Raw genomic sequence first — 12,977 nt, 5'->3', positions numbered from 1 at the left:
CTATTATGAAGTGGTCTAGGTGTATGTTGATATCTCAAAATTGATATAACATAATGACAGGATCAACAAAGAACATCGACTCTAAGATTTGGGTGCGGTTAAATAGAAGGCCATCTTGAGTTGAGAGCGATGGTCTATCATGATATGCCGGCTGACTGACATAGTTCAAATATCGTGTGGACATGTTTTATCAGCCTCTTTATGTAACAGTATATAAACTTATTCATTCAGAAACAGTGTCTTTAGAACGATTACATCTCCAAAACTTTATACTTTAATAAAAGGAAATCTGTCCTTAGCCTGTTTATGCGGTACATGGATCTCAGGAACAATTCGTTTTAGCGGGGCATTGGCTCCGCATCTTTCTTTATGCGATGAATTAACCCTGTTAAAACATTTCCAGGTCCTATTTCCTCAAATTCCATTTGGCCTTTTTTCAGTAAGTAGCTTATGCTCTCAGTCCATTTCACTGAATGATTGATTTGATCAGCCAGCGTCTGCTTCATGAATTCGTATGTATACGGTTTGGCATACACATTAGAAATAACCGGGATAGACGGAGGCGAAAAATGAAAGGTATGAAGGAACTGCTCGAATTCTTCCTTCGCTTTATTCATGTATCTGGAATGAAACGCGCCGCTTACGTTTAAGGGGAGTGCCATTGTAACTTCAGTCATCATTTCAAAGAGAGATGCGGCTTTTTCAATCTCATCTTTTTTTCCTGAAATCACAATTTGATATGGGGCGTTCACATTGGCGATATCAACATCGTGTAAATGATATTCTTTCAGAGCCTTTGCAACCTGCTCTTCATTTAATCCCATAATAGCGGCCATACCGCCGTTGCTCACCATACTCATCAGCTCGCCTCTTTTTCTGACAAGCTTTAAACCTGTCTCAAAATCAAAGGCTCCAGCTGCAATTAACGCATTGTACTCACCCAAACTGTGCCCGGCAACAAAGTCAGGCTTAGCTTCTGCTTCCCTGATTTTTTTCAGATAGCTTAATGCGTTTACCACATATAACGCCGGCTGGGTAAATTGCGTTTTGTTTAAATTGGAATAAGGATTTTCCAAGCAAAGTCGTTTGATTGAATATCCTAAGATCTCATCTGCCTGAGCCGTCAGTTCTTTAAATTCGTCGAATAGATCGCTGCCCATTCCCTGTTTCTGTGAACCCTGGCCCGGAAAAACATATGTGATCATTCTCTCAAAGCCACCCTTCCGATTAGTAGATGTGTTTCACTTCTATATGATTTTAAAAAATAGTGACGACCGGATAAATAGTAGCATGTTCATGTTGATGGTAACCTCTGTAAATATTATCCGTCAAGTTAATTTTTCCTACACTTTACTCGATTGTTTTCCTGTTTTTTTCAATTGAGGCATAAAGGATCAGGGGGTATAGCAGAACATAAGAAAAATGACCTGTATCACGTATAGGGCGCGAATATGATGAGAATACGCTTCTTCTTATCTCCTGAGCCTTGTTCGAAATAAATAAAATCGTTCTATATAATCATTTTAAAAATGACCAATCATTTAGATATTCGAAGGAAAATAGGATAATAGATTCATAAGGCTTATTTAAAATCAAAAATACCTTTTTGGTTTTTACGAGTGCGAAATTTCACAAAATATTCTTTCTTATCAATTTGAAAGTAAATATTATACTGAAAAAGATCCTCTATCGTATGGCCAGGTGCTTTGCCAAATGAGTGACCAGGATAAACCCGTACATAAGGAGAAACCTCCGACTTAATCCTTTGAATGCTTCTGAACATCTCTTCAGCAGAACTGCCATCATCCTCACATATGCCGCATCCCTCTGTAAATACTGTATCTCCAGTAAACATACTTTCTGAAAACAAATAACACATTCCGCCGGCTGTATGCCCCGGTGTGAGAAGGCATTGTGCTCTTGTGTTGCCTATGCTGATCGTTTGATGATCATGCAAGCCAATTAAATTTCGGCAGCTGAATTGATAATAATCAATTTCTTTTTTCGACATATATACTTGAACGTTAAACATCTTCGTCAGCGGCTCTACCAGGTTAACGTGATCATAATGCGAGTGTGTCAATGCGATTGCTGTTAATTCAACTTCCAGTTCGGAAAGTTTAGTTGTTATTTTACTCAGTTCCCATGAGGGGTCAACGACAATTGCAGATCTGCTTACAATATCTTCAATGATATAGCAATAATTCGTCCAGCCCTGATACCTTGTTTTAATTGGATGTACCTTATAAGTAAGATTCATTTACACCATTCCTATCATGTAAAGTTCTTAAATGATGGGCAAAGTTCAACCCTCAGTCCGTCTTTCACTCCACTTTACCAAACAGCATGATTGTTTTCCATTTTTATCAGAGATCCTTGTTCCTTCTATATATAAAAGCTATTCTTTTGGAAACATGTCCAACGAGAATAGCTTTTTCGCACTATATCTTAGGGATTTCTTTCTTCTGTCTTATATGTTTCTTTTACGCAAATTGATTCTACATGCTGCATAATGACACGTTTGATTCTGTCTTTATTCACTCTCACAGGGTCAAGCATCGCATGTAAAGCCAAGCCATCAATAAGCGCGTAAAGTCTCTCAGCTTCAATATCTTTATCAGCATCCTGCCTCAGTAAATCGAATTCATCTAAATAGGCAATCAGATTCCGCATGCCGCTGTAAATCCCATCATGATTTGCATCAAACATATCCTTTTTATGTCTGGCGTAAACCGTAAAAGCAAACCACACCTCCATCTCTCTAACCGTTTCTTCATTCGTTGGGACAATTTCAAGCAAAATATGTAACACTTTTTCCTTAGGGGGCACATCTCTCATTGTAATGTCCTTAATTCGGGCCATCACCTTTTCTTGAACGAGTTTCATTGCAAAAACAAGCAGTTCATCCTGAGTAGAAAAATAATGGCGCAGCGCACCTAATGACAATCCTGCTTCCTTTGCAATGTTTCTGGCTGAGGCTCCCTCCATCCCCCGTTCTAAAATCACCCGCCACGTTGCTTCTGCAATTTCTTTTCTTCTTTTCTCATGGTCAATTTGTTTTGGCATAGCTTTATTGTAACAAGAAAAAAATAAGAGAGCAATTTTTATAATACAGTTGTGTTGCAAAAACAAAGGTGGTAACATATTATTTAAATAATACAACTGTATTGAAAAGAGGGGAATGGATTGAACGGTATCGCATGGATGATTGTCTTCTGTGAAATTGCGTTTTGGGTTGTGATTGTTTTAGGGCTTGCTGTACGCTACCTATTCAAACAGCATACATTAGGACTGCTATTCCTTTCCTTAACTCCAGTTATCGATTTGATCTTATTAGCGGCAACTGGTGTGGACCTTTACCGCGGAGCCTCAGCGACTGCTGCCCACGGGATTGCTGCTGTTTACATCGGGATATCGATCGCCTATGGGAAACAAATGATTCAATGGGCGGATGAAAAATTTCAATATTATGTGACAAAAAAAGCCGCCAAACCGCTGAAACGTTTTGGAATGGATCATGCCAAGCACTATGCGAAAGGCTGGATCAAACATGTGCTAGCCTACCTTATTGGTGCGGGACTATTAGCAGGGATGATCTATTTTATCAATGATTCTGCCCGAACCGAGGCATTGAGCGGCATTCTTAAACTGTGGACTGTCATCATAGGCATTGATTTTCTCATTACAGCCAGCTATTTTATTTGGCCAAAAAAAGAGAAAGCTTCGGCGAATCTCAGGAGTTAACATGATGGAAAAGGTCCTTCCCCAGTGGAAAGGACCTTTTTCGGTTTTGTAAAAATATGTTATACTATTTTCATTAGAAAACAGACTTATAGATCTTTTGGGCTCCTTCAAGGGTATGAGTAAGCAGGTGAAGGGAGTGTCATACATGAGCCAAAAAGAACAGAACGAGCACTCTAAAGATTTTAGCCTGAGATCAAAATTAATCGAAATTGTATCTATCGCTTTCATCGTTGCCATTGCACTTGTAGTGATCTTAGGCGGCTATTTCTTTGGGTTAAAAGGATTATTCTCTATACTGGGCCTCACATATGATTCAAATCAAACATTAGTTTTATTTATTTTAGTCTGTTTTGCTGTAGGCTTGATCATAGACCCACTCACAAAGGTTGTCTCTATGATTTTGGCAAGATCACTCTCTTTGAAAAAGACTGCACTTTTTGCTTTTATACTGTACTTTGTGAGCAATTTCATAACGATCTGTTTTGCAGATTACTTTATGCAGTCTATATATATTCCAGATGTCTTTCTTGTTGTGATATCAGCATTGATGGCTTTCATTGAACTTGCTTTTGATGACCGGTCAACTGGGAAAGCTGCTTAAAACCGCCTATGATGATTCAAGCGGTTTTTGCTTTTATATCATTCTCATCGTCTAATTTTGCTAAATAATCAACAAGAAAATGTAAAATCATTAGTAGAATAATAGAATCAATGATGATATATAAAGCAGAAAACAAAGCCCCAACCAGTGAAGTTCTGATCACTCCCTGCCACAGCCCCTGATATGTATGAGCTACTCCAAAAAGAAGTGATGCAAGCAGGATGATGACCCAGATTGAAACTTGCGGGAACAAAAACACGAGAACAAATATTAAAAACCCTCTATAAATGATTTCCTCCGTTACACCGGCTGTTAAGGATACATAATTCCAAACCTTTTTCTCATTCAATGAAACAGGCAGGATGGGCGCGGCAGCCGAAGTCTTTAACTCTTCCGCTTTTTTATTTATTATATCTTTCCTTATCTTCGGACTAAACTTGAAACCGATGATACAATACATCACAAGGATTACATATAAAACACCTAATCCCAGCAAAAGATAGGATGCAAGCGGACCAAGAGGATCTGTATGTATTGTCGGCATAGTGAATCCAATTTGTTTGAATGAGAGATCGGTAAAAGCCACTAAAGCTAAAATAAACAAAGTAGGAACCCATAATCCGATCATTATACGAACATAATACTTCACTCTCTCATTTCCATTTTCGCCAGCCTTAATGTTTCTTTTAAACTTTTGAAAATCAATGTATCCATATATCGGTTCGTAGATCAATAAAAATAGAATGAACGCCCAAAAATACACCTCCATCACTAAACACCCTCCTTTTACTTTGAGATTATTCATTTATAAAATCGGACAACAGCCCCAAACTCTCTCAACGAAAAACAAAACTCCCTGTTCATAAAAAACAGGAAGCAAAACAATGAAGGTTTGATTTAAATTCTGCATTCAAAAATAATTCCTTCAATCTCATGCTCAAGCTCATCCAAAAGGATGATTCTATTCGGATCGAATGTCATGTTCCCACCTCCTTAACCTAAAATATACATTTGTTTGAATTATTTGTAAACCTTTTATTGTAGTAAGAGATATGTCCATAAACCCATTACAAAGTATAACGCTTAACACTGTTTTACACGTTTCCAACTGATTCTTAATGTATTACACCAAATGAGTACAAAAAAAGCATTGGTCCATTCAAAGAATGGATCAATGCCTATAAATTTTCCCCTTCGCCAATCCCGCTACATCACGCGTTTAAACATCTTTTCCATCTCATATGTCGAGTGGTGAATGATGATCGGACGGCCGTGCGGGCATGTAAATGGGTCTGATGTGCTTCGGAGGTCATCCAGAAGCGCTTTGATTTCGTCATTTCTGAGGTGGCGGTTTGCTTTGATCGAGCCCTTGCAGCTCATCATAATCGCAGCTTCCTCGCGCAGTTTTTTAATATCTATATTTTTGGAGTCGAGCACCTGCTGAATGATTTCTTCAATCAGCTCAGCTTCCTCCCCCTTTGGAAACCAGGCCGGGTGGCACCGGACGATGTAGCTGTTTGAGCCGAATGACTCTAAAAAGACACCGACGCTTTCGAGTTCTTGTTTGTGCTGTTCAATAATCAGCGCCTCGTTCGTGGAGTAGTGGAACGTCAGCGGCACGATCATATCCTGCACCTCAGGCTCAACCTCTCCGACCTTTTCACGGAAATATTCGTATTTAATACGCTCTTGGGCGGCGTGCTGGTCAATAATATACAGGCCGTTTTCGTTTTGTGCCAATATATAAGTCCCATGCATCTGGCCGATCGGGTACATAATCGGAACCCGCTCAGACGTTGGCTCAGGCTGTTCTTCTTGATGGTGTTCCTGCTCAAGTGCCCCAGGCTGATCCTCTGAAACATCAGGCGCTTCAATGCTTTGATCCTGATCAACAATAGGTGGCGCATCAAATTGAGCAGAGGGCAATTCTTCCTCCGTATTAACCGGCTCTTTCACAACTGAGCTGAGCTTCATTGGTGAATAAGATGGTGCAGGCGCTTTTTCCGGAACTTTTCTTTCAGCAGGCTTTTCATCAAAGGTTATAAACTGCTGCTCATTTTTGATGGCAGGTGCTGATCTTTTCGGGAGCTGGGCACTTGGAATCAGCTGCTGCTGTTTAAACACATCTTTAATTCCGTCACGAATTAAGTCATGAAGCTCTGTTTCCTTGCTGAGACGGACCTCAAGCTTCGATGGATGCACGTTGACATCAACTAAAATCGGGTCCATCGTAATTTCTATAAAAGTAATTGGATGGCGTCCGATCGGCAGAAGCGTATGATATCCTTCATGAACCGCTTTGACGAGCGGGAAATTTTTAATGTAACGGCCATTGACCACAGACGACATATAGTTTCTCGATGCCCGTGTAATCTCTGGGAGGGCGATATATCCCTTTACTTCAAAATCCAAAGAGCTCACATGCAGCGGAAGCATTTTTTTGGCGACAGCTGTGCCATAAATCGCTGCCAGTACATGGCGCACATCTCCGTTCCCGTTCGTTTGAAGAAGATTTTTCCCATGATGGCGCAGGCGGATCGATACTTCCGGATGGGCAAGTGCAATACGGTTGACCACATCTGTAATGTTCCCAAGCTCTGTATGAACGGTTTTCATATATTTCAAGCGGGCCGGTGTGTTAAAAAACAGATTGGAAACGACAATCTCGGTTCCCTTCCTGCTTGAGGAACGCGATTCGGAAATGATGTTTCCTCCTTGGAGTACGAGCTTCGTCCCTGCTCCTTCACCGGTGCTGGTCGTAATCTCTAGATGAGAGACTGACGCGATACTCGGCAGTGCTTCTCCCCTAAAACCAAGCGTTCTCACCCTGAATAAATCATTTTCATCTTTTATTTTACTCGTTGCGTGGCGGCGGAAAGCACGCTTACAATCTTCATTTTCCATTCCTTCGCCGTTATCCAGTACCCGAATGGATGCAAGACCTGCTTCCTCAATATCGATTTCAATGACTGTGCTGTCAGCGTCAATCGCATTTTCCACCAATTCCTTGACGACTGAGGCGGGCCGCTCCACAACCTCGCCCGCCGCTATTTTATTTGAAAGCTCATCTGACAGCTGGATGACTTTTGCCACAATTCATCACCCCGTTTTAATGTAATTTCTTTTGCAGCTTATACATTTCATTCATCGCTTCAAGCGGTGTCATATCCAATATATTAAGTGATTTGAAAGCATCGAGCACTTGCTTTTCTTTTTTTGAAAGCTTTGGCGCTTCAGCCGGCTTTTCTGCTTCGTCAAAAAAGGACAGCTGTGCCGGTTCTTCTTTTACCTGAGGTTTCTGCACCGGCACTTCCGGTTTGTTCCCAGAATGCTCAAGCTCTTTTAAAATATCTTGAGCGCGCGAAATAAGATCTTCCGGCAGCTCGGCAAGCTGGGCTACATGGATACCGTAGCTTTTGTCAGCGGCCCCTTCTTTAATTTGATGAAGAAAGACAACCGTTCCGTTATATTCTTCAGCGCGGACATGAACGTTTTTCAGCTGCGGCAGCTTGTCCTCAAGAACAGTCAGCTCGTGATAGTGCGTGCTGAACAGCGTCTTGGCGCCGATATGATCGTGAACATATTCGATAATGGCTTGTGCCAGCGCCATGCCGTCATAAGTGGACGTTCCCCGCCCGATTTCGTCAAACAGAATCAGGCTGTTTTTCGTCGCATTTACAATCGCATTTTTAGCTTCAAGCATTTCCACCATAAATGTACTTTGTCCGGAAATCAAATCATCCGCAGCGCCGATTCGCGTGAAAATTTGATCGAAAATCGGAAGCACCGCTTTCTTCGCGGGTACAAAGCAGCCGATTTGCGCCATGATGGAAATGAGCGCAATTTGTCTCATATACGTGCTCTTCCCTGACATGTTTGGACCGGTAATGAGAAGCATTTGTCTGTTATCGCCCATCATACAATTGTTCGGGACGTATTCCTGGCTGTCCATGACTTTTTCCACAACCGGGTGTCTGCCTTCTACCACTTCGACTTCATCTTTAGAGAACTCCGGTTTCGTATAGTGACGATTTTCACTGATTGTCGCAAAGCACTGCAGTGCGTCAAGCTCGCTCATCTGTTTGGCAAGCTGCTGCAGCCGCGGAATATACAGTTTCACTTTCTCACGCAGCTCGGTGAACAGCTCGTATTCCAGCTCGCAGATATTATTTTCCGCTTCTAAAATGAGCGCTTCTTTTTCTTTTAATTCAGGTGTAATGTAGCGCTCTGCATTCGTTAACGTCTGCTTCCGCTCATAGCGCCCTTCCTCAAGCAAATGCAAATTCGCTCTTGTCACTTCAATATAATAACCGAAAACTTTATTGAAGCCGACCTTTAAAGAGCGAATGCCTGTGTATTCTCGCTCCTGCTGTTCCAGGCGGGCAATCCAGTCTTTTCCGTTTCTGCTTGCATCACGGTATTCATCAAGCTTTTGATTATATCCGTCTTTAATCAGGTTCCCTTCTTTTAACGATAAAGGAGGGTTTGCGTACAGCGCTTCTTCCAGCAGTTCAAGCACATCCCCGCAAGGATCAATGCGCTCTGCACGTTCCTTGGCCTTGTCATGAGCCAGTGAAGCAACCAGCTGTTTGATGCCAGGCACTTGCTTTAACGATTCCTTCAGCTGAATCAAATCCCGTGCATTGACATTTCCAAATGCGACGCGGCCTGCAAGTCGTTCTAAGTCATATACTTCTTTTAACCGTTCACGCAGATCTTCCCGTTCAAAGAAATGGGACATCAATGTTTCCACCATTTCTTGGCGCTCTTCGATTTGATTGACTCTGATAAGCGGCCGGTCAATCCACTGTTTAAGCAGCCGGCCTCCCATTGCAGTTTTTGTTTCATCCAGCAGCCACAAAAGAGAGCCTTTTTTATTTTTCGAACGGATCGTTTCAGTCAGCTCCAGATTTCGCTTTGAGTACAAATCAATTTTCATCGCTTCCTCAAGCTCATACACCTGTACGGGCTGAAGATGATCCAGGCTGCGCTTTTGGGTTCTTTTTAGATACGTATACAAGCGCAAAAATGTTTTTGTTACATCTTCATTATCTAAATGCTCAATGATCATTACGTGTTCGTCTGTTTCACCGTCTTCAATTGAGATCGTTGCACCGCACCGCTCTTTCAGCTGTGCGACCGTATCAGCATCCAGGCTGCCTGAAACGACGATTTCCCGTGCGCCGACTGAATAAATTTCTGATATGACATCTTCGAGCCGTTCAATCAAGACAGCCAAATTCTCTCCCGTTGTTAAATCAGACAGTGCCAGCCCGTATCCGTTCGAGCAGGCGGAAACAGATGCGATAAAGTTGTTTTCTGATTCATGGATGCCTTTGCCGTCCATTACAGTTCCGGGTGTAATAAGCTGAACCACTTCACGTTTCACAACGCCCTTTGCGGCTTTCGGATCTTCCGTCTGTTCACAGATAGCCACTTTATACCCTTTTTTAATCAGCTGCTCGATATACGCGGAAGCAGAATGATACGGCACACCGCACATCGGTATTTTTTCAGCCGCACCGCCGTCTCTGCTTGTTAACGTAATTTCCAGCTCTTGTGACGCTTTTTTGGCGTCCTCAAAAAACATTTCGTAAAAATCACCAAGGCGAAAAAATAAAAAGGCATCCTGGTGCTCTGCCTTTATTTTTAAATATTGCTGTATCATAGGCGTATAACCGGCCATTGTTTAATCCCTCACTATGTATCAACGTTTCTATTTTCCAACCTTCATTATAACATAAACAAAAAGTGATAAAAGAATGATATATCAATATAAAAAAGAGACTTGGGGGTACTGTCTCCCCTAGTCCCTTTTTTATTCTTCAGGATCTCCTACTAAAAATTCCGGGTTGATGTCTTCCAGCTCTTCATCAAGCTCATCTTCCCAATCTTCTTCGTCTTCCTCTTCCCAATCAGGATTGACCTCAACCACTACCTTTGTTTCTCCTACCACTTCCGCTAAAAACTCCCTTTCTGCCTGAACAACAATTTTATTTCCATTCGGTGAAATGGTCACTTCTAGACAGTTAGGCTGCTGAAGAACTTTTGCAATCACTTCATGCTCATCATCTAAGTAATTGTTGTCTCTGTATCTGAGTTTAATGACATCTACGTATTTCACCCGTTCTGTGACAACCTCTGTTTTTGTGTTGTCCGCGTAAGAGTACCATACGTTTATATCATAATACCCTTCAATTTCTACCGTTTTCCCGATTTTTTCAGCATCATACTTGTGGTTAATGATCCAACCGCCCAAAATGCTGCTCGGTTTTTTCTCAGGGGAGATGGTATTGGTGCATTGGGTGAATTTTCTGCCTTTCGCTACTACCGCCTTCGTAATAATTTCCCTGTATTCAGACATTCCGGCATGCCTCCTTGTTCTTCTTCGTGTTATCTTATGCTGGGCATTTGTCTAGTGTGCATTTTTATAAATAAAATATAAAAATACAAAGTTTCTGTTCCATTGTATGCAGGCGTGCCTAGAAACTTTACTTTTAAGTGCGATAAAGTTACTCGCGGCTGAGCAGAGAAAAACAAATTGAACATTTGGTACATAGATTATTTAGTTCATTTTTATCCATTTGAATATAAAAAAACACGGGCCTGTAAAGGCACCGTGTTTAGAAAGAACAGCTGTTATTTGAATGCTTCACCTTCGAACCGGTTTCCCCTTTCAGGAGGTCGCCTCCGGTTGACGTGATGATTTCATTTGTGACTTGATTGGAAATGGTGTGCGCAACGAGCTGCAGAAGGTCATTTACTTCCATCTGCGAGTCTCTGAATTCCTGGATGACAGGAATCTCTTCAAGCTCTTCTTGCAGCGCGTCAATTTTTGCTTCTACTTGTTTGAGTGCTTCATGCTTTTCATAATGCTTCAGATTGACAGCTTGCTTTTGCAGGGCTTTAATCTGATTAACAATTGTAGACACTTTGTCATTCTCATTGATTTGCGCTTCAGCCCGTTTGAAAAAATCAACCTCTTCTGTTTCAGAGATCATTTTGGCAAGGTTTCGTGCCTGCTGCACAATGTCTTTTTTTGAGTAGAGCGTCATCTTATTTCACCTCGATTGCTTCTCCTACCATTTCTCCGTCAAGCGACCATGTTTTCGCTTGCTGGATTTTCACGCGGACGATTTTGCCGATGGCTTCCTTCGGCCCTTTGAAATTGACAAGCTTGCTTTTTTCAGTATAGCCGGCAAGAATATCAGGGTTATTTTTGCTTTCACCTTCAACTAATACTTCGACAACCTTGCCTTCGTATTCCTTCATTTTTTTAGCAGAAATTTCATTCACCAGTGCGTTCAGACGCTGCAGACGTTCTTTTTTCACGCGCATCGGTACATTATCTTTCATTTTGGCAGCTGGAGTGCCCTCACGCGGAGAATAAATGAACGTATAAGCGCTGTCAAACTCTACTTCACGGTATAGAGAAAGCGTTTCTTCAAACTGTTCGTCCGTCTCGTTCGGGAATCCGACGATAATGTCCGTTGTCAATGATGCGTTCGGCATTGCTGCCTTAATTTTTCGCACGAGCTCCATGTAACGCTCTCTGTCATATTTGCGGGCCATCAGCTTCAGAACCTCTGAGCTTCCTGATTGAACCGGAAGATGAATGTGATCAAGCAGATTGCCGCCTTTTGCCAGCACTTCAATGAGACGGTCGTCAAAGTCACGCGGATGACTCGTTGTAAAACGGATTCTCGGGATATCGATTTTTCTCAGTTCATCCATCAAATCACCAAGTCCGTACGTCATATCTTCAAAATCTTTTCCGTACGCGTTTACGTTTTGGCCTAATAGTGTAATTTCCTTATAGCCTTCACTTGCGAGCCTTCTCACTTCCTGAATGATCTCTTCAGGGCGGCGGCTTCTTTCTTTTCCGCGTGTGTAAGGCACAATGCAATACGTACAGAATTTGTCACAGCCGTACATGATATTGACCCAGCCCTTAATTTTTCCGTTCCGGACTTTCGGAAGGTTTTCAATAACGTCCCCTTCCTTGGACCAAACTTCTATGACCATTTCTTTTGAAAGATATGCTTCTGACAAAAGCTCTGGCAGGCGATGGATGTTATGCGTTCCGAAAATCATATCGACAAACGGATGCTTTTTCAAAATCCGGTTCACGACTGATTCCTCTTGGGACATACAGCCGCACACGCCTAAAATCAGGTCGGGATTATTTTTTTTCAGCGCTTTTAAATGCCCTAGCTCACCAAACACCTTGTTCTCGGCATTTTCACGGATCGCACATGTGTTTAACAAAATGACATTGGCATCATCAACAGAATTTGTCGCTTCGTAACCGAGCGCCATAAAGATCCCTGCCATAACCTCTGTATCGTGTTCATTCATTTGACAGCCGTACGTACGGATATAGAACTTTCTTCCGTCTCCCAATCCTTTAAATTGTTCAGAAATTTTAAAGTCATTATGATAAGTAACGGCTTCCTTGCCTCGTTTTTTCGCATCTTTTAAGGAAGGCGGAATATACACAGCTTCAAAGTACTTGCTGTAATCCTTCTCGGATTTTTTGTCCGATGGATTAACTTGTCCGCTCTCTAATTTTTGCTTTTCATTCATGTCATGATTTCTCCTTTCAAACCAAACTTCCACCCTTCAGTATAAA

The 12,977-nt window shown here is 41.8% G+C and carries 11 protein-coding genes and 1 pseudogene; 2 read left to right on the top strand and 10 right to left on the bottom strand.

Annotation, left to right across the window (positions count from 1 at the left end):
• Positions 1-338: 338 nt before the first annotated feature.
• The 4 genes and pseudogenes from fabD to Q5C82_RS04375 form a co-directional block, all read right to left on the bottom strand.
• Positions 339-1,205, bottom strand: coding sequence for an ACP S-malonyltransferase (gene fabD, locus Q5C82_RS04390; RefSeq protein ID WP_003221038.1), 867 nt, complete (start codon positions 1,203-1,205; stop codon positions 339-341).
• Positions 1,202-1,476 (bottom strand): annotated as a pseudogene (locus Q5C82_RS04385) (hypothetical protein). The gene fabD and the pseudogene Q5C82_RS04385 overlap by 4 nt, the downstream one beginning before the upstream one ends.
• Positions 1,477-1,582: 106 nt before the next feature.
• Positions 1,583-2,260: an MBL fold metallo-hydrolase gene (locus Q5C82_RS04380; RefSeq protein WP_003221036.1), complete on the bottom strand. Its 678-nt coding sequence runs from the start codon at positions 2,258-2,260 to the stop codon at positions 1,583-1,585.
• 188 nt (positions 2,261-2,448) lie between these two features.
• Complete coding sequence (locus Q5C82_RS04375; protein ID WP_003221034.1) at positions 2,449-3,066, bottom strand: TetR/AcrR family transcriptional regulator; 618 nt, start codon at positions 3,064-3,066, stop codon at positions 2,449-2,451.
• A gap of 120 nt (positions 3,067-3,186) precedes the next feature.
• On the opposite strand from Q5C82_RS04375, the gene Q5C82_RS04370 reads away from it, so the two are divergent.
• Together Q5C82_RS04370 and Q5C82_RS04365 are read left to right on the top strand one after the other, a co-directional pair.
• A complete protein-coding gene (locus tag Q5C82_RS04370; protein WP_003221032.1) occupies positions 3,187-3,744 on the top strand; it encodes a hypothetical protein in 558 nt (185 codons plus the stop codon).
• Positions 3,745-3,889: 145 nt separating this feature from the next.
• Positions 3,890-4,345, top strand: coding sequence for a regulatory YrvL family protein (locus Q5C82_RS04365; RefSeq protein ID WP_003221031.1), 456 nt, complete (start codon positions 3,890-3,892; stop codon positions 4,343-4,345).
• A gap of 16 nt (positions 4,346-4,361) precedes the next feature.
• On the opposite strand, the gene Q5C82_RS04360 is transcribed toward Q5C82_RS04365, so the two are convergent.
• From Q5C82_RS04360 to miaB, 6 genes are all read right to left on the bottom strand, one after another.
• Complete coding sequence (locus Q5C82_RS04360) at positions 4,362-5,114, bottom strand: CPBP family intramembrane glutamic endopeptidase (RefSeq protein WP_003221028.1); 753 nt, start codon at positions 5,112-5,114, stop codon at positions 4,362-4,364.
• 437 nt (positions 5,115-5,551) lie between these two features.
• On the bottom strand, positions 5,552-7,438 hold the full coding sequence (gene mutL / locus Q5C82_RS04355; protein WP_003221026.1) for a DNA mismatch repair endonuclease MutL: 1,887 nt from the start codon (positions 7,436-7,438) through the stop codon (positions 5,552-5,554).
• A 16-nt stretch (positions 7,439-7,454) separates the two neighbouring features.
• The gene (gene mutS / locus Q5C82_RS04350; RefSeq protein WP_003221024.1) at positions 7,455-10,031 is read right to left on the bottom strand and encodes a DNA mismatch repair protein MutS; all 2,577 of its coding nucleotides are present in this window, start codon (positions 10,029-10,031) and stop codon (positions 7,455-7,457) included.
• A 132-nt stretch (positions 10,032-10,163) separates the two neighbouring features.
• The gene (gene cotE, locus Q5C82_RS04345) at positions 10,164-10,709 is read right to left on the bottom strand and encodes an outer spore coat protein CotE (RefSeq protein ID WP_003221022.1); all 546 of its coding nucleotides are present in this window, start codon (positions 10,707-10,709) and stop codon (positions 10,164-10,166) included.
• Positions 10,710-10,968: 259 nt separating this feature from the next.
• A complete protein-coding gene (ricA, locus tag Q5C82_RS04340) occupies positions 10,969-11,400 on the bottom strand; it encodes a regulatory iron-sulfur-containing complex subunit RicA (RefSeq protein ID WP_003221020.1) in 432 nt (143 codons plus the stop codon).
• Position 11,401: 1 nt separating this feature from the next.
• Entirely contained in the window at positions 11,402-12,931 is a 1,530-nt protein-coding gene (gene miaB / locus Q5C82_RS04335; RefSeq protein WP_003221018.1) for a tRNA (N6-isopentenyl adenosine(37)-C2)-methylthiotransferase MiaB, read from the bottom strand.
• Positions 12,932-12,977 lie beyond the last annotated feature (46 nt).

Source organism: uncultured Bacillus sp. (genome assembly GCF_958411575.1).
In the GTDB taxonomy this organism is placed as follows: Bacteria; Bacillota; Bacilli; order Bacillales; family Bacillaceae; genus Bacillus; species Bacillus spizizenii.
Note: the sequence above shows the minus strand (reverse complement) of the source record. Positions and strands in the feature narration are given on the sequence as shown.